This window comes from Klenkia brasiliensis (assembly GCF_900100695.1).
GTDB classification, from domain to species: Bacteria; Actinomycetota; Actinomycetes; order Mycobacteriales; family Geodermatophilaceae; genus Klenkia; species Klenkia brasiliensis.
This window is the reverse complement of record NZ_FNCF01000001.1, coordinates 564,884-583,530: the sequence shown is the minus strand read 5'-3', so window position 1 is coordinate 583,530 and position 18,647 is coordinate 564,884. Positions and strand designations below refer to the sequence as shown.

18 protein-coding genes and 2 tRNA genes are annotated in these 18,647 nt (G+C 76.2%); 10 read left to right on the top strand and 10 right to left on the bottom strand.

Translation table 11 applies throughout. The features are described 5' to 3' along the window. The first annotated feature begins 30 nt into the window (after positions 1 to 30). Entirely contained in the window at positions 31 to 1,350 is a 1,320-nt protein-coding gene (locus tag BLT39_RS02970) for a UDP-glucose dehydrogenase family protein (protein ID WP_091058292.1), read from the top strand. A gap of 75 nt (positions 1,351 to 1,425) precedes the next feature. Then, a complete protein-coding gene (locus BLT39_RS02965) occupies positions 1,426 to 2,127 on the top strand; it encodes a hypothetical protein (protein WP_091058290.1) in 702 nt (233 codons plus the stop codon). A gap of 9 nt (positions 2,128 to 2,136) precedes the next feature. On the opposite strand, the gene BLT39_RS02960 is transcribed toward BLT39_RS02965, so the two are convergent. Both BLT39_RS02960 and BLT39_RS02955 read right to left on the bottom strand, forming a co-directional pair. Further along, positions 2,137 to 3,165: a PHP domain-containing protein gene (locus tag BLT39_RS02960; RefSeq protein WP_091058286.1), complete on the bottom strand. Its 1,029-nt coding sequence runs from the start codon at positions 3,163 to 3,165 to the stop codon at positions 2,137 to 2,139. Further along, a complete protein-coding gene (locus BLT39_RS02955; protein WP_242658113.1) occupies positions 3,162 to 3,767 on the bottom strand; it encodes a DoxX family protein in 606 nt (201 codons plus the stop codon). Before BLT39_RS02955 ends, BLT39_RS02960 begins: the two co-directional genes overlap by 4 nt. Positions 3,768 to 3,899: 132 nt before the next feature. Between BLT39_RS02955 and BLT39_RS02950 the strand changes: the two genes are divergently transcribed. Continuing rightward, positions 3,900 to 4,544 carry a hypothetical protein gene (locus tag BLT39_RS02950; protein ID WP_131801385.1) on the top strand — a complete coding sequence of 215 codons (645 nt, stop codon included), beginning with the start codon at positions 3,900 to 3,902 and terminating at the stop codon, positions 4,542 to 4,544. Here BLT39_RS02950 and BLT39_RS02945 read toward each other — a convergent pair. Further along, the gene (locus tag BLT39_RS02945; RefSeq protein ID WP_207507536.1) at positions 4,526 to 5,971 is read right to left on the bottom strand and encodes a bifunctional phosphatase PAP2/diacylglycerol kinase family protein; all 1,446 of its coding nucleotides are present in this window, start codon (positions 5,969 to 5,971) and stop codon (positions 4,526 to 4,528) included. The two genes, BLT39_RS02950 and BLT39_RS02945, sit on opposite strands and share 19 nt — an antisense overlap. A gap of 131 nt (positions 5,972 to 6,102) precedes the next feature. Between BLT39_RS02945 and BLT39_RS21975 the strand changes: the two genes are divergently transcribed. Beyond that, positions 6,103 to 7,137, top strand: a complete 1,035-nt coding sequence (locus tag BLT39_RS21975; protein WP_091058275.1) for a hypothetical protein — start codon at positions 6,103 to 6,105, stop codon at positions 7,135 to 7,137. A gap of 153 nt (positions 7,138 to 7,290) precedes the next feature. Here BLT39_RS21975 and BLT39_RS02935 read toward each other — a convergent pair whose 3' ends face one another. Further along, positions 7,291 to 7,821, bottom strand: coding sequence for a CGNR zinc finger domain-containing protein (locus BLT39_RS02935; RefSeq protein ID WP_091058272.1), 531 nt, complete (start codon positions 7,819 to 7,821; stop codon positions 7,291 to 7,293). A 141-nt stretch (positions 7,822 to 7,962) separates the two neighbouring features. Between BLT39_RS02935 and BLT39_RS02930 the strand changes: the two genes are divergently transcribed. The 4 genes from BLT39_RS02930 (at position 7,963) to BLT39_RS02915 (ending at position 10,702) form a co-directional block, all read left to right on the top strand. Then, complete coding sequence (locus BLT39_RS02930) at positions 7,963 to 9,150, top strand: MFS transporter (RefSeq protein ID WP_091058270.1); 1,188 nt, start codon at positions 7,963 to 7,965, stop codon at positions 9,148 to 9,150. Positions 9,151 to 9,224: 74 nt separating this feature from the next. After that, positions 9,225 to 9,314 (top strand) — tRNA-Ser (locus BLT39_RS02925). Between the two features lie 21 nt (positions 9,315 to 9,335). Continuing rightward, a tRNA-Arg gene (locus tag BLT39_RS02920) sits at positions 9,336 to 9,408 on the top strand. Between the two features lie 154 nt (positions 9,409 to 9,562). After that, positions 9,563 to 10,702 carry an ABC transporter ATP-binding protein gene (locus BLT39_RS02915; RefSeq protein ID WP_479723790.1) on the top strand — a complete coding sequence of 380 codons (1,140 nt, stop codon included), beginning with the start codon at positions 9,563 to 9,565 and terminating at the stop codon, positions 10,700 to 10,702. Here BLT39_RS02915 and BLT39_RS02910 read toward each other — a convergent pair. The 5 genes from BLT39_RS02910 to BLT39_RS02890 all read right to left on the bottom strand — a co-directional run bounded on the left by BLT39_RS02910 (position 10,692) and on the right by BLT39_RS02890 (position 16,484). Continuing rightward, positions 10,692 to 11,801, bottom strand: coding sequence for an ROK family protein (locus BLT39_RS02910; RefSeq protein WP_131801384.1), 1,110 nt, complete (start codon positions 11,799 to 11,801; stop codon positions 10,692 to 10,694). The two genes, BLT39_RS02915 and BLT39_RS02910, sit on opposite strands and share 11 nt — an antisense overlap. An 88-nt stretch (positions 11,802 to 11,889) precedes the next feature. After that, positions 11,890 to 13,356, bottom strand: coding sequence for an NAD-dependent succinate-semialdehyde dehydrogenase (locus BLT39_RS02905; RefSeq protein ID WP_242658112.1), 1,467 nt, complete (start codon positions 13,354 to 13,356; stop codon positions 11,890 to 11,892). 23 nt (positions 13,357 to 13,379) lie between these two features. Continuing rightward, entirely contained in the window at positions 13,380 to 13,661 is a 282-nt protein-coding gene (locus BLT39_RS02900) for an MSMEG_0570 family nitrogen starvation response protein (protein ID WP_091059358.1), read from the bottom strand. A gap of 136 nt (positions 13,662 to 13,797) precedes the next feature. Next, entirely contained in the window at positions 13,798 to 15,189 is a 1,392-nt protein-coding gene (locus BLT39_RS02895; protein ID WP_242658111.1) for an amino acid permease, read from the bottom strand. A gap of 14 nt (positions 15,190 to 15,203) precedes the next feature. Then, a complete protein-coding gene (locus BLT39_RS02890) occupies positions 15,204 to 16,484 on the bottom strand; it encodes an alpha-hydroxy-acid oxidizing protein (protein WP_091058261.1) in 1,281 nt (426 codons plus the stop codon). Between the two features lie 202 nt (positions 16,485 to 16,686). Between BLT39_RS02890 and BLT39_RS21750 the strand changes: the two genes are divergently transcribed. Beyond that, positions 16,687 to 17,805, top strand: a complete 1,119-nt coding sequence (locus tag BLT39_RS21750) for a hypothetical protein (RefSeq protein ID WP_109502085.1) — start codon at positions 16,687 to 16,689, stop codon at positions 17,803 to 17,805. A gap of 3 nt (positions 17,806 to 17,808) precedes the next feature. Continuing rightward, positions 17,809 to 18,357 carry a MarR family winged helix-turn-helix transcriptional regulator gene (locus BLT39_RS02880; RefSeq protein WP_242658110.1) on the top strand — a complete coding sequence of 183 codons (549 nt, stop codon included), beginning with the start codon at positions 17,809 to 17,811 and terminating at the stop codon, positions 18,355 to 18,357. Position 18,358: 1 nt separating this feature from the next. Here the strand turns inward: BLT39_RS02880 and BLT39_RS02875 are convergent, their stop codons facing one another. Continuing rightward, positions 18,359 to 18,595, bottom strand: a complete 237-nt coding sequence (locus BLT39_RS02875) for a DUF2630 family protein (protein ID WP_207507535.1) — start codon at positions 18,593 to 18,595, stop codon at positions 18,359 to 18,361. Between the last annotated feature and the right edge of the window lie 52 nt (positions 18,596 to 18,647).

The window sequence follows — 18,647 nt, the reverse complement described above, 5'->3', positions numbered from 1 at the left end:
CCCGACGGTCCGTCGACGGGTGGGGACATCATGAAGATCTCGGTGATCGGGTGCGGGTACCTGGGTGCGGTGCACGCGGCGTCGATGGCGCAGCTGGGCCACGACGTCGTCGGGATCGAGGTCGACGTCCCCAAGGCCGAGTTGCTGGCCTCGGGGCGGGCGCCGTTCCACGAGCCGGGGTTCGACGAGCTGCTGAGCTCGTCGTTGGCGTCTGGCCGGTTGCGGTTCTCCTCGTCGATGGCGGACGCGGCGGGGTCGCAGGTGCACTTCGTGTGCGTGGGCACGCCGCAGAAGCGCGGGGAGTACGCCGCGGACCTGCGCTACGTGGAGTCCGCGACCGAGTCGTTGCTGGAGGTGCTGGCCCCCGGTGAGCTGGTGGTGGGCAAGTCCACGGTGCCGGTGGGGACGGCGGCGCGGCTGGCGGACCTGGTGACCGGCAAGGTGCCCGGGGCGTTGCTGGCGTGGAACCCGGAGTTCCTGCGCGAGGGGTTCGCGGTGGCCGACACCCTGCACCCAGACCGGTTGGTCTACGGCCTGCCCGCGGGCGCCGACGGCGACACCGCGCGGGCGCTGCTGGACGAGGTGTACGCCGCGATCGTGGCCGACGGGACCCCGCAGGTGGTCACCGACTACGCGACGGCGGAGATGGTGAAGACCGCGGCGAACTCGTTCCTGGCCACCAAGATCTCCTTCATCAACGCGATGGCCGAGCTGTGCGAGGCCACGGGTGCCGACGTGAAGCAGTTGGCGGACGCGATCGGCTACGACGACCGGATCGGCCGCAAGTTCCTCAACGCGGGGCTGGGGTTCGGCGGGGGCTGTCTGCCCAAGGACATCCGGGCGTTCATGGCGCGGGCCGGGGAGCTGGGTGCGGACCAGGCGCTGACGTTCCTGCGGGAGGTGGACAACATCAACATGCGCCGCCGGATCCGGATGGTGGAGCTGGCGCGGGAGGTCTGCGACGGGTCGTTGCTGGGCAAGCGGATCGCGGTGCTGGGGGCGGCGTTCAAGCCCGACTCCGACGACATCCGGGACTCCCCGGCGCTCAACGTGGCCGCCCAGCTGCAGCTGCAGGGCGCCACGGTGCGGGTGACCGACCCGGCGGCGGGGGACAACATCCGCCGGTCGTGGCCGCAGCTGGACGTGGTGGACTCCGCCGAGGAGGCCGCGGCCCGGGCCGACGCGGTGCTGGTGCTGACGGAGTGGAAGCAGTTCCGGGAGCTGGACCCGGTCGCGTTCGGGCAGGTGGTGGCCCGCAGGGCGGTGCTGGATGGCCGGCAGGCCCTCGACCGCGACGCGTGGACCGCGGCCGGCTGGTCCTACCGCGCCCTGGGCCGCCGCGCCGGCTGACCGCGCTCACCCCGGCGGGGGAGTCCTCGGCCCCGCACCCTCCGGGCGGGGTGCCGCCGTGCCGACCACCGGGAGGTGGCCACCACCGAGGACGTCCGCCCCCCGCTGACCGGCACCGCCACCGCGGAGCCGCTGGCGGAGCTGGTGCGCGCGGCCCTCGTCCTGCCGCTGCGCCGGTCGGCTGCCGCGACCGCGGTGCTGGCCGGCCTCGTCGTCCTCGCCGAGACCGTCGGCCTGGTCACCCGGCTCACCTGCCGCGCGACCACCTGCGCCCCCTGGACCGCCCGGCTGGACCTCGACGCGCTGGGCTCGGTGCCCCGGCTGCTGGTCACCTCGGTGCTCGCCGTCGTCGCGCTGTGCTGCTGGTGGGCGGTGCTGCGGGCCGGCCGGCACGGGGCCGGCATCTGGTGGGCCGTGCTCGGCCTGGGCGCGAGCGTGCTCGCCGCGGCCAAGCTGACCTCGCTGCACTCCGTGCTGGAGGACCGGCTGCCCGACGCCCAGCTCGTCTTCCTCGTCGTCAGCCTCGCCGGGCTGGCCGTGGCCGTGGTCAGCGGCCGGTGGGTCCGGCGCGGCACCCGGGTGGCCGTGGTGACCTGGCTGGCCCTCTACGCGCTCGCCTCCGTCGGCCTCGCCGCGGTGTCGGTCGTGCTGGCCGGCGCGGGCACGCTGCCCGGCGACCTGGCCAGCTGGGTCGAGGAGACCGCGGAGGGCCTGTCCGCCGTCGGCCTGCTCGCCGCCGTCGCCGCCCAGGCCCGCGAGGTCTCCCGCCGCGCCTGAGCCCCGGCCTCAGCGCGTCAGCAGCTCCTCGGCGGTGCGGGTGTTGACGACCCGGTCGGCGGTGATGCCGGCCGCCGCCGCCCGCTCGCACCCGGCGGCCTGCCAGTCCAGCTGACCCGGGGCGTGCGCGTCGGTGTCGATGGAGAACTCGCAGCCCAGCTCCGCGGCCAGCGCCAGCAGCCGGGATGGCGGGTCCAGCCGCTCGGGGCGGGAGTTGATCTCCACGGCGGTGCCGTGCTCGACGCAGGCGCGGAACACCGCTTCGGCGTCGAAGGCGCTCTCCGGCCGCGGCTTCTGCTGCTTGCCGCCGCGCTGGGTGCGCTCCACCAGCAGCCGGCCGGTGCAGTGCCCCAGGACGTCGGTGTGCGGGTTGGCCACCGCGGCGAGCATCCGCGGCGTCATCTCCGACGCCGGCGCGCGCAGGTCGGAGTGCACGCTGGCCACCACCACGTCCACCCGTGCCAGCAGCTCGTCGGTCTGGTCGAGCGACCCGTCGGCGTTGATGTCGCACTCGATGCCGGTGAGGATGCGGAAGGGCGCCAGCTCCTCGTTGAGCTCGGCGACGACGTCCAGCTGCCGCGCCAGCCGCTCGGCCGACAGGCCGTTGGCCACCGTCAGCCGGGGGGAGTGGTCGGTCAGCGCCAGGTACTCGTGCCCGATGCCCATCGCGGCCAGCGCCATCTCGCGGATCGGGCTGCCGCCGTCGGACCACTCCGAGTGCGTGTGCAGGTCCCCCCGCAGCGCCCGGCGCAGCTCCCCGGCCGCGCCCTCGAGCTCGACCGGCGGGTGCTGGGCCTTGAGGTCGGCCAGGTAGTCCGGCTCCTCGCCGGCGTGCGCCTGCAGCACCACCGCCGCGGTCTTCGCCCCGATCCCCTTGAGGTCGGTCAGCGTGCGGGTGCGGATCCGCCGGTCCAGCTCGGTGTCGGACAGGCCATCCACGACGTGCGCCGCGGTGCGGAAGGCCGACACCCGGTACGTGGGCTCGCGGGCGCGCTCCAGGAGGAAGGCGATCCTCCGGAGCGCGTCCGCCGGGGTCACGAGAGCCCGATCTCCTTGCCGACCTTCTTGGCCTGCTTCTTCAGCTTGCGCTGGGTGCGGCCGCGGGAAGCCTTCTTCTGCGCCTTCTCGGCCTTCTTCTGGGCCTTCTCGAACTTGGCCTCGGCCTTGGCGATCGCGGTGTCGGACGCGCGGCGCACCCGCCAGCCGGCCGACGGCTTGCCCTCGGTGTCGACCGCGGCGATGAGCAGCCCGCCCAGCAGCCCGGCGTTCTTCAGGAAGTGCGCCTGGTTGCTGAACTTCTTCTCGTCGTCGCTGTCCTCCCAGAACCGGTGCCCGGCCAGCGTGGTGGGCACGATCGACCCGGCCAGCGCCAGGGCCGACAGGCGGGGGAACTTGCCCAGGGCGAACAGGATGCCGGCGCCCACCTTCACGCCGGCGTCGATCTTGACCCACTGCTCCACGTCGCGGGGCACCTCGACGGGCAGCTGCTCGTCGGCGGTCTTGGCGATCTGCTCGACGACCGGCCGGGCGCCGGGCACCCGGCTCCCGGGGTTGCGCAGGGTGTCGATCCCCCCGTACACGAACGACGAGGCGAGCAACGGGCGGGCGATCCGGCGGACCAGCATGGGGACCTCTTCCATCGACGGCGTCGGTGCGGTGCCTGCCCGGTCGGACCGGTCGGCAACCCTCCCGAGGACCGTAGTGACCACCGTCCCGGCCCGCCTCCGGAGAGCTGGCAGCTGATGGCAACAATCGGCGTCCACACTCGACCGGTGACCACGACCAGGGTGCGGGACGACACCTGGGTGTGGGCGCTGGCCGGCCTGGCCCTGGGCCTGTTCGGGCTGGGGTTCGTGGTCCGCTGGCAGTGCACCCGCGGGACGTGCGCCCTGGGCCGGCACGAGTGGCTGTTCGACCTGGACGCGATCGGCGGGCTGCCGCGGCTGTTCACCACCTCCCTGTTCCTGGCCGCCACCGTGGTCGCCGTCCGGGTGGCCGCGCGCAGCGCGGGGCTCCGCCGGCTGTGGTGGGCCGCGGTCTCGCTGATCGGGGTCGGCCTGGTGTTCGCCAAGCTGGTGAGCGCGCACTCGGTCATGGAGGGCGTGGACGGGCGCGGCCTGACCCTCCTGGTCGGCACCGTGGCCACCGTCGTCGGCCTGCCGCTGCTGGCCCGCCTCGGCCGGGCGTGGGGCGTGCCCGGCGCGCGCGCCGTGGTCCTTGCGCTGGCGGTCTACGCCCTCGCGGCGCTCGGCCTGGACCAGCTCACCGGGCTGGTCGCCGGGCTGGACCCCTCACCGCTGCCCGACGCCGCCGCCACCTTCGTCGAGGAGCTGGGGGAGGCGCTGGCCGCCCTCGGCGTGCTGGCCGTCGTCGTCCGGCGGCTGCCCGGGCGGTCCCGTCACGCCGCCGAGCGGTAGACCACCAGCCGCTGCCGCTTGGTGAACACGAACTCCGTGGCCGCCTCGCCGGTCTCGCCGTCGTACGCGACCGGCTGCGGCCCGGACAGCGACACCACGCGCAGCCGCTGCACCTGGAACTGGGCGTAGGACCTCGAGTGCTCGCTGGCCCCCAGGACCGTGGCCAGCACCGCGCGGGTGCGGCCGAACCGCAGGTCCGCGCGCAGGTACTGCACGTCGAGCAGCCCGTCCTCCAGCGAGGGCCGCCAGGCCGGGGACAGCCCCCGCGGGGTGTAGACGCCGTTGCCGACGAACAGGATCCAGGCGCTCACCCGGCGCCCGTCCAGGTCCAGCTCCACCGGCCGGCCGTCCCGCAGCACCTGCCCGGTCGCCACCGCCAGCGCCAGCCACTTGCCCAGCCGCCCGGACAGCCGGTCGCGCCGGCGCACCATCTCCGGGTAGCTGCCGATGCTCGCGGTGTTCAGGAACGGGGTGCCGTTGACCGCGGCGACGTCCACGACCACGCCGTCGCCGGCCTCGACGGCTGCGGCGGCCTCCCCGGGGGTGGCCACGCCGACGTCGCGGGCGAAGTGGTTGAGCGTGCCGGCCGGCAGCACCGCCAGCGGCAGGCCGTGCTCCAGGGCGACCGCCGCCGCGGCCGCCACCGACCCGTCGCCGCCGGCCACGCCCAGCGCCAGCGCGCCGGAGCGCACGGCCTCGGTGAGCACGTCGGTCACCGAGTGCTCCTCGTCGACCTCGACGACCCGCGCCGCCGGCAGCATCGCGGTGATGTCGGCCGAGGGGTCGTAGTCCGACCGGCCCGACCGCGGGTTGACCGCGACCACCAGGCCCTCGCCGCGGGGCAGCGCCGGCGCCCGCTCGGTGTCGCGCACCTTCGCCGGCGTGCTCGGCCGCACCGGCCACCAGTGCCGGGTGGCCAGCGCCACGGCGCCGCCGACCGCCATGCCGGCCAGCACGTCGCCGGGGTAGTGCACGCCCACGTGCACCCGGGAGTAGCCCACGCCCAGCGCCACCGGCGCGACCAGGGCACCGGCCCACGGGCTCTCCAGCGCCACCCCGGTGGCGAACGCCGCCGCGGACGCCGAGTGCCCGCTGGGGAAGGACAGCGTGTCCAGCGACCGGTCCAGCGAGCGGCCGGGGGCCAGCCCGCGCGGGTCGGGCCGCACCCGGCCGAAGACCGGCTTGAGGACGACGTTCACCAGCGCGCTGGACACCAGCAGCGAGCCGACCCCGCGCACCGCCGCCCGCCGCGGCGCCCCCGCCTTCGCGCCGAGGGCCGCACCGACCCCCAGCCAGAGCTTGCCGTGGTCGGCGGCCTCGGACAGCCGGCGCAGCCCGCCGTCCAGCCGGGTGGCGGGCAGCCGGCCCACCCGGGCCTGCAGGCGGGCATCGAGCCGGCGGGCGGACAGACGGGGGAACCGGGGCACGCCCGCGCACGCTAGCCGCGGAACCGGCACCCCACCCGTCGGGGTGAGATGGCACCCCGAGGGGGTGGGCCGGTGGCCGGGCCGCGTCGATGCAGGGGGAGCCGACCCGTCACCTGATCGAGGGAAACCCCGTGCGCACCCGCCTCCGCCTGCTGCCCCTGCTCGCCGCCGTCGCGATCGGCGCCGTCGCCACCGCCGGGCCGGCCGCGGCCGCGCCGGACCCCGCCTCGACCACCGCGGCCCCGACCGCCGCCCCCACCACGGCCCCGAACCCGACCACGGCCGCCCCCACCAGCGACCCCGCGCCGCCGGTCACCGCCGCCCCCACCTCGACCGCGGCCCCCACCACCGAGGCCCCGCCGGTCGTCGCCGAGCCCACCCAGGCCCCGGTCGTCCCGCAGCCCACCGCGGCCGCCCCGACCTCGGCGCCCGTCGCCGCCGCCCCCGCCACCCGCGCGCCCCGCACGCCGGCCGGCCGGACCACGACCCGCGTCGTCGCCGACCTGCCCGAGCAGCCCACCACCGGCGGGTCGCCCGAGGCCGGTGCCGCCTCCGCGCTGGCCGCCGGTGCCGCCTCCGCCGCCCGCTCGGGTGCGCAGTCGGCCGCCGAGGCCGAGGCCGGGGAGCTGCTGGTCACCACCTACACCGCCCGCGCCAACCGGGCGGCCGCCGTCGAGCTCGGCGCCCCCGCCACCGAGGTCGCCGCCGCGCTCGCCGACGCCCGCGCGGTGCAGCAGCTGGTCGCCGACCAGGTCACCGCCGTCACCGCCTCCCTCACCGCCGCGCAGGACGCCCGCGCCGCCGCCGAGGACGCGCACCGGCAGGTGCTGGCGCTCCCGCAGACCGCCGCCGGCGTCGCCGCGCAGGCCGACTACGCCGCCCAGGTGGTGACCGCGGCCGGCGTCTCGGTCGACCGGGCCACCGCCGCGCTCGCCGTCGTGCAGCAGGCCGTCGCGCCGGTGGACGACGCCGTCGCCACCCTGGTGCGCCGGGTGGACCGGCTGGACCCGGCGTCCTCGACCACCCCGCTGCCCGACGCCGCCGCGGCCCTCGCGCTGGGCGGGGTCGTCGTCCTGGGGTTCGGGGTGGCCGGCTCGACCGCGGTCAGCCACCGCCGCACCACCGTCCGCCGCCGCGTCGCCGCCGTCCGCGCCGGCCTGGTCTGAGGCCCGCCGCTCAACCCTCCGCCGCCGCCCTCCGCCTTCCGCCGCCCGCCGCCGAGGCAGGGGAGCCCCCACCCACCGGACCGACGCCGTCCGGGGGGTGGGGGCTCCCTCGCCTCGGCGGTGGGGGCTGGTCGGCGGTTCCGCGGAGGGGGTTCAGCCCTTCTTGCGGGCGCGGTAGGCCGCGACCGTCGAGCGGGAGGAGCAGGTGCTCGAGCAGTACCGGCGGCTGCCGTTGCGCGAGGTGTCCAGGTAGACGTTGCCGCACCCGTCGGCGGCGCACACGCCCAGCCGCTCCCAGCCGTGCTGCACGACGACCTGCGAGAGCCCCATGGCCACCGTGGTGGCCAGCTGCTCCAGCGCCCCGGCCTCCGGGGCGGCGTAGTGCAGGTGCAGGGCGCCGTCGTGGTCGGTGGCGTAGGGCTTGGGGCTGGCCAGCGCGAGCAGCGCGTTCAGCCGCTGCACCACCTCGCTCTGCGAGGACGCCAGGGCGACCTCGCGCACCAGGTCGGCGGTGGTCCCGGCGGCCTTGCCGTGCTTGCGGGACAGCTCCAGGTCGGTGCCCTCGGTGAACCACTCGTGGTGGGCGGCGACGAACGCCGACGCCCACTCCGGGTCGGTCCGGTCGGCGTTGGCCAGGTCGACCGCCAGCTCCACGGCGTCGGACCCGTAGTCGTCGTAGTCCATCTCACACCCCTGTCGGTGTGTAGGAGGTCATGGCGCTTTGACTCCCTACGCGGCATCTCGTAGCGTCGGGAACACGTAGGGGGTCAACTGCTGTTCGACCCCTACGATTCCCTCCCCGTACGTCCTGAAGCGAGCTGTGTCATGCGTTCCTACCTCACCGTGTGGCGGCTTCCCTCCGCGCCGGTGCTGCTCGTCGCCGGTTTCGCCGGCCGGTTGCCGTCCGCCATGGTCCCCCTGGCGCTGCTGCTCCTGGTGCAGCAGCAGACCGGGTCCTACGCCGTCGCCGGCCTGGCCTCGGCCACCTACGGCATCGCGATGGCCGTGATGGCCCCCGTCCTGGGCCGGCTGGCCGACCGCCGCGGGCCGCGGCTGGTGCTGCTCACCCAGGCGGTCACCTACCCGCTGCTGCTGGTGCTGCTGGCCGGCGTCGTGCTCTCCACATCCTGGGCCCCGGCGATCGTCGCCGCCTCGGCCGCGGCCGGCCTGTCGACCCCGCTGGTCAGCGGCACGGTCCGGGCGCTGTGGTCGCGGGTCGACGCGCGGGTGCGACCCACCGCCTTCGCGCTGGACGCCACCACCACCGAGCTGGTCTTCGTCGCCGGCCCCACCACGGTCGCCGCGCTCACCCTGCTGGCCAGCCCCGTGGCGGCGATCGCGCTGGCCGGGGTGCTCACCGTCGTCGGCACGCTGGGCCTGTCCTTCTCCGGCGCGATGCGGGCCTGGCGGCCGGCGCCCACGGTGCACAGGAGCCTGTTCGCCACCGTCACCGTCCCCGGCATGCCGCGGGTGCTGGTGTCGGGCACCGCGCTGATGCTCGGCTTCGGGGCCATCGAGGTCGCCGTCCCGGCCTTCGCCGACGCGGCCGGCTCCCCGGGGCTGTCCGGCGTGCTGCTCGCCGTGTGGTCGCTGGGGTCGGTCGCCGGCGGGCTGTGGTTCGGCGCGCGGGTCGTCTCGGCGTCCCTGCCGCGGCTCTACCGCTGGGGCCTGCTGGGGACGACGATCGGCATGCTCCCGCTGGCCGCCGTGTCCTCGCCGCTGCTGCTGGGGGCGCTGCTGTTCCTGGGCGGCACCGCGATCGCCCCGACGCTGACCGTGCAGAGCTCGCTGGTCGGCTCCATCGCCCCGGCCGACGCCACCACCGAGGCCTTCACCTGGCTGTCCACCGTCGCGTTCGGCGCCTCGGCCATCGGTGCGGCGATCGGCGGCGCGGTCGTGGAGACCTCCTACGGCGTGGACGGCGCCCTGCTGCTGGCCGCGGCCATGACGGCGCTGGCCGTCGTCGTCACCCTGCTGCCGGGCCGGCGGGTGCCGGTCGCCGTGCCGGCCTGAGACCCCCCTGGCGCCACCGGGGAGGAGCGCTGGTAGCCTTCCTCCTCGGTGGTTACGGGGGAACTCGGACCCCGGGAGGCTTCGCCTAGTCCGGTCTATGGCGCCGCACTGCTAATGCGGTTTGGGGTAATCCCCCATCCCGGGTTCAAATCCCGGAGCCTCCGCGCAACAACTGAACACAGCACGCACCCGTAGCTCAACGGATAGAGCATCTGACTACGGATCAGAAGGTTAGGGGTTCGAATCCCTTCGGGTGCACGTCAGGTTGAGACAGCCACCGGCCCCGCACTCCTCGCGAGTGCGGGGCCGGTGTCTTCCCCCGACCAGTGAGGCTTCCGCGACGGAAGCTCCGGGCCGCGAGGCGCGGGACGGGCCCCGGCGGGCGCCGTCCACCCCGGCTACCTTCCTCCGCGTGACCGGCGCCACGGTCGCGACGACCTGCGAGGAAGGACCGCCGACGATGGCCTCCATCACCTACGACCACGCGACCCTGACCTACCCGGGCGCCGAGCGGCCCTCGGTCGACGGGCTGGACCTGGAGATCGCCGACGGCGAGTTCCTGGTGCTGGTCGGCCCCTCGGGCTGCGGCAAGTCCACCTCCCTGCGCATGCTCGCCGGCCTCGAGGACGTCACCGACGGCAGCATCCGGATCGGGGACAAGGACGTCACCCACGTCCCGCCGAAGAACCGCGACATCGCGATGGTCTTCCAGAACTACGCGCTCTACCCGCACATGACGGTCGCGGACAACATGGGCTTCGCGCTGAAGATCGCCGGCATGGGCAAGTCCGACATCCGGGCCCGGGTCGAGGAGGCCGCCAAGGTCCTCGACCTCACCGAGTACCTGGACCGCAAGCCCAAGGCGCTGTCGGGCGGTCAGCGCCAGCGCGTGGCCATGGGCCGGGCCATCGTGCGCAACCCGCAGGCCTTCCTGATGGACGAGCCGCTCTCGAACCTCGACGCCAAGCTGCGCGTGCAGACCCGCACCGAGATCGCCGCCCTGCAGCGCCGGCTGGGCACCACCACCGTCTACGTCACCCACGACCAGGTCGAGGCCATGACGATGGGCGACCGGGTGGCCGTGCTCAAGGACGGGCTGCTGCAGCAGGTGGACACCCCGCGCAACCTCTACGACCGCCCCGACAACCTCTTCGTCGCCGGCTTCATCGGCTCCCCGGCGATGAACCTGGTCGAGGTCGCCGTCTCCGGCGGTCAGGCCGTCGTCGGCGGCACGACGATCCCGCTGCCCCGCGCCGCCGCCGCTGCCGCGCAGGGCGCAGGCGTGACGATCGGCTTCCGGCCCGAGGCCACCACGCTCACCTCGGCCGGGGACGGCATCCCCTTCGAGGTCACCGTGGTCGAGGAGCTGGGCAGCGACGCCTTCGCCTACGGCACCTTCACCGGCGCGCAGGCCGAGGGCCGGGACAAGCTCGTCACCGTCCGCGTGCCGGCCCGCCAGGTGCCGATGAAGGGCGAGACCGTGCACCTGCGGATCGACCCCGAGGAGCTGCACGTCTTCGACACCGCCACCGGCCGGCGGCTCAGCGCCTGACCCCGGACAGCCAGCGGGGGCCGGTCGCGAACGCCTGCGCCGCCGCCCCCGCGGCCCCGCGCGCCCAGTCGTGCGGGTCGTGGTCGCGCACGGTCAGCTCCACCGGGCGCGCCCGCGGGTCCCGGTGGCCGTCCAGGGCCGCGCGCAGGGCCTCGTAGCCCACCACGGCGAGGTCGGCGCCCTCGCCGACCAGCAGCACCTGGTCCACCCCGGTCACCCCGGCGACCAGGGCGACCAGCCGGCCCAGGTGGGCGGCGGCGTCGTCGAGCACCTGCCGGGCCCGCCGGTCGCCGTCCACCGCGTCGGCGAGCAGCTCGGCCCAGGTGACCGGCAGGCCGGTGGCCACCTGGGCCGCCGCCAGCAGCGCCGGGGTGCCGAGCAGGGCGGTGGCGCAGCCGCGGTGCCCCCGCGGGCACCGGGGCCCGGTCGACTCCAGCGGCAGGTGGCCCAGCGGCTGCAGCCCGGCGTCCGGGCTGTCCACCACGCGGTCGGCCACCACCAGGCCGTGCCCGACGCCCGCGCCCAGCGCCAGCACCGCGAACCCCGTGTGCTCCCGGCCCAGGCCGGTCCAGTGCTCGGTGCGGGTGGCGCAGGTCAGCTCGTCGCCGACCACGACCTCCGCGCCGGTCGCCGCCCGCAGCGGGCCGGCCAGGTCCACCGGGGGACGGCGGCCCAGCACGTCGGCCTGCACCCGCCCGTCGGCGTCCACCTGGCCGTCGACGGCCAGGCCCACCGCGTCGGGCCGCGGCACACCCAGCTCGCCGGCCAGCGCGGCGACCGCGGCCACGACGGCGTCGGGCGACGCCCCGCCCAGCGGCACCCGGGCCCGGGCCCGCACCCCCGCCCGCAGGTCGGTCAGCACGCCCCACGCCGCCCCGCCGGCCAGCGCCACGCCGAGGACGCGGTGCGCCGCCAGGGCGACGTCCAGCGGCCGGGTGGGGCGGCGGGTGACCGGGTCGGTCACCGGGTCGGTCTCCACCAGCACCCCGGCGTCCAGCAGGGCCGAGCCCAACCGGGTCAGGCTGCCCGCGGACAGACCCAGCGCCCGCGCCACGGCCCCGCGCGGCACCGGGCCGAAGCGCAGCACGTGCCGGGCCACCTGACCGGCACTGTCCGCCTCCGCGAGATGTGTGATCCCCGTCACACGTGTGTCTTCCGCCGTGGAACCACAGCGGGGAGCCGTGGGGTCACAACGGGAAGCTGACGTACTTCGTCGTCAGGTACTCCCCGATGCCCTCGTGCCCGCCCTCGCGGCCCAGGCCCGACTGCTTGACCCCGCCGAAGGGGGCCGCGGGGTCGGAGACCACGCCCCGGTTGATGCCGACCATGCCCGACTCCAGGGCCTCGGCCAACCGCAGGCCGCGGGCCAGGTCGCCGGTGAAGACGTAGGCGACCAGGCCGAACGGGGTGGCGTTGGCCAGCGCCAGGGCCTGCTCGTCGGTGTCGAAGGTGGTGATCGGGGCGACCGGGCCGAAGGTCTCCTCCGTCAGCGCCGGGGCGCCCACGGGGACGTCGACCAGCACGGTGGGCGGGTAGAAGAAGCCCGGGCCCTGCGGCCGGGTGCCGCCGGTGAGCACCCGCGCGCCGGCGCCGACGGTGTCGGTGACGATCCGGTCGACCTTGGCGACGGTCTCCTCGTTGACCAGCGGGCCGAGGGTCACGCCCTCGTCGGTGCCGCGGCCGGTGGTCATCGCGGCCATCCGCTCGGCGAGCTTGCCGGCGAAGGCCTCGGCGACCGGGGCCTGCACGTAGAACCGGTTGGCCGCGGTGCACGCCTCGCCGCCGTTGCGCATCTTGGCCAGCATCGCGCCGTCGACCGCGGCGTCGAGGTCGGCGTCGGCGCAGACCACGAAGGGCGCGTTGCCGCCGAGCTCCATCGAGGAGACCAGGACCTGGTCGGCGGCCTGCTTGAGCAGGACCTTCCCGACCTCGGTGGACCCGGTGAAGCTGATCTTGCGCAGCCGGGGGTCGGCCATCGCGGTGGCCACGACCTCCTTGGCGTCCATCGTGGGGACGACGTTGACCACGCCGTCGGGCACCCCGGCCTCGGTGAGGACCTGGGCGAGCAGCAGCGCGGTGAGCGGGGTGTCCTCGGCGGGCTTGACCACGCTCGTGCAGCCCGCGGCGATGGCCGGGCCGAGCTTGCGGGTGAGCATCGCGGCGGGGAAGTTCCACGGCGTCACGAGCAGGCAGACCCCGACCGGCTGGTGGGTGACCACGGTGCGGGTGCCGCCGGCCGGGGCGACCCGGTAGTCGCCGTCGATGCGCACGGCCTCCTCGGCGAACCAGCGGAAGAACTCCGCGGCGTAGGTCAGCTCCGCCTTCGCGTCGGGCAGCGCCTTGCCGTTCTCCAGGCTCATCAGCCGGGCGAACTCGTCGGCCCGGTCGGTCATGATCTGGAAGGCCCTGCGCAGCATCTCCGAGCGCTGCCGGGGCGGGGTGGCGGCGAACCCGGGCAGCGCGGCGGCCGCGGCGTCCACGGCGGCGGTGACGTCGTCGGTCGTGCCGTCGGCGACCTGGGCGAGCAGCGAGCCGTCGGCCGGGTCCAGGACGTCGAACGTCGCCCCCGACGACGCCGCCCGCCACTCCCCGCCGACGAACAGGCCGGTGGGGACGGGGGACTCGATGCCGGTCAGGCGCACGCTGGAGGTCACGGCGGCCACCCTAGGACGATCGGTCAGCGCCGGCGGAAGGCGACCACGGTGACCTCGCCGTCGGCGAACCCGGCGGCGCGGTGCTCGATGCGGGCCAGGGTCGCGGCGGCCCGGGAGCAGGGGAACCCCCACCGGGCCTGCACCCGGTCGCTCGCGGTCGCCATCGCCGAGCGGGCCAGCTCGACGAACTCCGCGACCGGGTACGGGTGACCGGCGGCGAAGACGTCCTCGACCACCAGGGACGGCGAGTAGACCCACTCGGAGCGGCCGTCGGGCCAGTGCACGTCGAACTCGACCTCGGGCATGGCGGTCATTGTGGGGCGGGGCGCCGGTCCTGGCGGTCTGGCCGCGTTGGTCGGTCTCCGTCGGTGGTGCTGAGGAGCCATCTCATCTGCCGGCTGCCCCGCCCACGACCACTGTGACCCAGGCCACTCGGAGGCGTCAACCCCTGTCCGGCGTGTCCCGCAGGGTGGAGTGCCGGCGGGCGTAGCCGACGTAGAGCACCCCCGCCAGCGCGAGCCAGCCGGCGAAGAGCAGGAAGGTCGTGGCCGACAGCCCGGCGACCAGGTACAGGCAGAACAACACCGACAGCACGGGCACCACCGGGTAGCCCGGCACCCGGAACCCGCGCGGCAGGTCGGGGTCGGTGCGGCGCAGCACCAGCACGCCCACCGAGACGACGGCGAAGGCGACCAGGGTGCCCATCGAGGTCAGGTCGACGAGGAAGTCCAGCGGCAGGAAGCCGGCCAGCGCGCCGACGAACAGCGCCACCAACAGCGTGCCGCGCACGGGCACCCGGGTGCGCGGGTGCAGCCGCGAGAACACCCGCGGCACCATGCCGTCCCGGCTCATCGCGTAGAGCACCCGGGTCTGGCCGTACATCGTCACCAGCGTCACCGAGAAGATCGACACGACCGCCCCGGCGGCCAGCACCACCGACGGCCAGGTCGCGCCGGTGACCCGCTCGAGGATGACCGCCAGGCCCGCCTCCTGGCCCTCGAAGTCGCCCGCCGGCTGCGCGCCCACCGCGGCGAACGCCACCAGGAGGTAGACCACGGTCACCACGACCAGCGCGCCCAGCACCGCGCGGGGCAGCGTGCGCCGCGGGTCGCGGACCTCCTCGCCGGCGGTGGACACCGCGTCCAGGCCGATGAAGGAGAAGAAGATCGCCGCCGCCGCCGCGCTGATGCCGGCCACCCCCAGCGGGGCGAACGGCGTCAGGTTGCCGCTGTCGAACCCGGTCAGGGCCAGGACGACGAACAGCAGCAGCACGCCGACCTTCACCACGACCATGACCGCGTTCACCGTCGTCGACTCGCTGGCGCCCCGGACCAGCAGCAGCGCGCAGAGCGCCACCAGCACCAGGGCGGGGGCGTTGACCACCCCGCCCGCGCCCGGGGCGGCGGCCAGCGCGGCGGGGAGCTGCACGCCGAGGGTGTCGCGCAGCAGCTGGTCCAGGTACTCCGACCAGCCCACGCTGACCGCCGCCGAGCTCACCGCGTACTCCAGCACCAGGCACCAGCCCACGACGTAGGCGACCAGCTCGCCCAGCGTCGCGTAGGCGTAGGAGTACGACGAACCCGACGCCGGGATGGCCGAGGCCAGCTCGGCGTAGCAGAGCGCGGTGAACCCGGCGGTGACCGCGGCGAGCACGAACCCGACGGTGACCGCCGGCCCCGCCTCGGGCACCGCGGTGCTGAGCACGAAGAAGATGCCGGTGCCGATCGTGGCGCCGATGCCCAGCGCCATCAGCCCGAAGGTGCCGATGCTGCGGGCCAGGCCCGTGTCGGGCTCGGCGGACGCCGGCTTGCGGCGGAGCAGCTGGGACGTCACCGCCGCACGGTAGGTCAGGCCCGGCGCAGCACGCCCGGGGAGAGCTGGTCGACCGCCGTGTGCCCGGTCAGGCCCAGGGTCAGGTCGAACTCGCCGACGACGTCCTCCACCACCTGGCGGACCCCGGCCTCCCCGGCCAGCCCCAGGCCGTAGACGTAGGAGCGGCCCAGCAGGCAGGCCCGCGCGCCGAGCGCGGTGGCCACCAGCACGTCGGCGCCGCTGCGGACGCCGGAGTCCAGCAGCACCGGCACCCGGTCGCCGACCGCCTCGACCACGCCGGGCAGCGCGTCCAGCGCGCCGACCGAGCGGTCCACCTGCCGGCCGCCGTGCGTGCTGACCACCAGCCCGTCCACCCCCGCGTCCAGTGCCTGGCGGGCGTCGTCGGGGTGCAGCACGCCCTTGAGCACCAGCGGCAGCGACGTCCGGGAGCGCAGCCACGCCAGGTCGGCCCAGGTGATGGAGGGCCGGGAGTAGATGGCCAGGAAGGTCTCGACCGCGGCGCGGGGGAGGGGGGAGCGCAGGTTGTCGGCCAGCGACCCCGGCCAGGCCCGGGCCATGCCCACCAGCGCCCGGACGGCGGCCACCGTGGGCCGGGGCTGCGGGGGGCGGGGCCCCGCGGCGGCGGCGCGCTCGGCGACCAGCCGGCGGAACACCGGGTCGGAGGTGTACTGCGCGATGCCCTTGCCGAGGGCGAAGGGCAGGTGGCCGAGGTCCAGGTCGCGGGGCCGCCAGCCCAGCATCGTGGTGTCCAGGGTGACCACCACCGCCTCGCAGCCGCTGGCCTCGGCGCGGTGCAGCAGGCTCTCCACCAGCTCGTCGGAGGTCGACCAGTACAGCTGCATCCACCGCGGCGAGTTCCCCATGGCCGCGGCGGTGGTCTCCATCGGCACCGACGCCTGGTTGGAGAACACCATCGGGATGCCGGTGGCCGCCGCGGCCCGGGCGACGGCGAGGTCGGCCTCCCGGTGCACCAGCTCCAGCGCGCCCACCGGCCCCAGCAGCAGCGGTGCCGGCAGCCGCCGGCCGAACAGCTCGACCGAGGTGTCCCGGGAGCTGACGTCGCGCAGCACCCGCGGCACCACCTGCCAGCGGTCGAACGCCGCGCGGTCGGCGCGCACCGTGGCCTCGCCGCCGGCCCCGCCCGCGACGTAGCCCAGCGCCCGGTCGGTCAGCCGCCGGCGGGCCGCCTCCGCCAGCGCGGTGTGCACCGTAGGCACCCGCGGACGGCGGCCGTACACGCCCGCCCGGTAGACCTCGTCCTGCCGCCGCCGACCGGTGCCCGCCCCTGCATGCATTGCGCGACGCTAACCACCGGGGCGCCGTCGCACCACCGGCCCCACCCGCCCCGACACGCCGGTGACACGCCCGGGACCTGCAGGTACCCCTGGACGACCAGGGGGAGCCACGGGTCATCATGGGGTGCCCGGGGCCCGCGGCCGCGCCCCCGGTCGACCAGTCACGGGGAGGTGCGGGGTGCGCAGCGCGACGGCACGACCGGTGCCCCTGCGCCTGCCGACCCTGCTGCAGGGCGGGGTGCTCGCCCTGGCCGTGGTGCTGCCCGGCGTGCTGCTCGCCGGCCCCGCGCTCGCCGAGCCCACCGCCACCTCCACGCCCACCGCCACCCCCACCGCCACCTCGGAGCCGACGCCCAGCGCCTCCGCGGTCGTGGACCCCGGCCGGCCCACCGCCCGGCTGGTGCACGGGCCCAACTGCTCCGACGGGTTCGTCCGGGCGGAGGTCACCAACGGCACCGAGGAGCACGCCGTCGCCCTCACCCTCGACGGCGCCGCCCAGGGCGCGCCGCAGCCGCTGGCCCCCGGCGCTCAGGTGGTGCTGGAGAGCGCCGAGCTGGCCCCCGGCGCCACCGCCGACGTCGCGGTCGCGGTCACCGGCACCGAGGGCGCCGAGGCCCCGGTGCAGCTGGGCAGCTGGACCCGGCCCACCGCCGAGGAGTGCGCCACCGTCGGTGGGCCCACCGGACCCACCAGCGGGCCGACCGGCAGCCCGGCACCGACGACCGGGGCGCCGACCTCCCCGTCGGGCACGGCGCCGTCCACCTCGTCGGGCCCGACGACCCGGCCCGCGCCGAGCGCGCCGACCACCACCGCGCCCCGCCCCACGACGCCGTCGCCGACCCCGTCCCGGCCGGCCCCGACGACGACCCCGGGGGCGCCGTCCACCTCGGTGCCCGCCCCGCCGCCCACCGTCGGGGGATCGTCCTCGACCGGTCAGGTGGCGCCGGGCGGCGTGCTGACCATCCGGGGCACCGGGTTCACCCCCGGCGAGCAGGTCACCCTGACGCTGGCCGGCACCACCGCGCCGCTGGCCACGGTCACCGCCGATGACCGGGGCCGGGTGGAGGCGGTCGTGCAGATCCCGCAGGACGCCGTCCTCGGGCCCGCCGTCGTCCGGCTGGTCGGCGGGGACTCCTCCTCGGCCACCGAGGTCGCCCTGCAGGTCGCCGCCCGCGACGTCCCCGGCGGCACCGGCCGCACGCCGCTGCCGCTGATGGCCGCCGGCCTGCTGCTGCTCGCGCTGGCCACCGCGCTGGCCGTGCTCGCCGCCCGCCGTCCCCGCGCCGACGACCGGCAGCCGCCCGCCGGCGCGGCGGGCTGAGCCGTGGCCGCCGACCAGGAACGCCACGGCCGGTACGGCCGGCCCCGCCCCTCCCACGCGGGGCGGGCCGGCGGTGCCGCCGTCCCCCCGCGGGACCTGCGCGGCATGGCCGGCGCCGCCCCCGGTCCGGCCGAGACGTGGCTGCGGATCGGGCAGGCGCACGAGCGGGTCTCCCGCCGGCTGGACGGCGCGCTGCGCGCCCAGCACGGGCTCTCGTTGGCCGACCTGCGGCTGCTCCGGCTGGTCGACGCCGTGCACGGCGAGCGGATGTCGGTGGGCCGGCTGGCCGACGAGGTCGGGTCCTCCCCGGCGGGGGTGGGCCAGGCGCTCGCCCGGCTCGCCGAGGACGGCTGGGTCACCCGCGAGCGCGGCGCCACCGACCGGCGCACCACCTGCGCCCGGCTCACCGAGCGCGGGCGCGAGCGGATGGCGGAGGCCGGGGGCACCCACGACCGGCTGCTGGCCCACCTGCTGGGCGCGCTGGGCGCCGCCGCCGGCCCGGTCACCGATGCGCTGACCCGGCTGGGCGCGGCGGCCCGACCGCCCCGCTGACCTACTGCAGGTACGTCTCCACCTGCGACTCCGGCCGCTCGGCGGCCTCGCCCGGGTCCTCGCCGTACTGCCGCTTGGCCCGCCGCTGGCGCAGCAGGTCCCACGCCTGGTCCAGGTGCCGCTCCAGCTCGGCCATCCGGGTGCGCTCGTCGTCCCCGTGCTCGTGGGCGGTGTCGCGCAGCCGGTGCTCCTCCTCGACCAGCTCGTGGATGCGGCCCAGGATGTCCTTCTCGTCCACCACTGCCTCCTCAGGCGTCGTCTCGTCCCCCCACCGTCCCCCGTCGGGCGTC

Bases quoted from the DNA above. Each gene is read 5' to 3' on its own strand.
- BLT39_RS02970 (WP_091058292.1), top strand. From the start codon at position 31: ATGAAGATCTCGGTGATCGGGTGCGGGTACCTGGGTGCGGTGCACGCG.
- BLT39_RS02955 (WP_242658113.1), bottom strand. From the start codon at position 3,767: ATGGAAGAGGTCCCCATGCTGGTCCGCCGGATCGCCCGCCCGTTGCTC.
- BLT39_RS02935 (WP_091058272.1), bottom strand. From the start codon at position 7,821: ATGGACTACGACGACTACGGGTCCGACGCCGTGGAGCTGGCGGTCGAC.
- BLT39_RS02930 (WP_091058270.1), top strand. From the start codon at position 7,963: ATGCGTTCCTACCTCACCGTGTGGCGGCTTCCCTCCGCGCCGGTGCTG.
- BLT39_RS02900 (WP_091059358.1), bottom strand. From the start codon at position 13,661: ATGCCCGAGGTCGAGTTCGACGTGCACTGGCCCGACGGCCGCTCCGAG.
- BLT39_RS02890 (WP_091058261.1), bottom strand. From the start codon at position 16,484: ATGCATGCAGGGGCGGGCACCGGTCGGCGGCGGCAGGACGAGGTCTAC.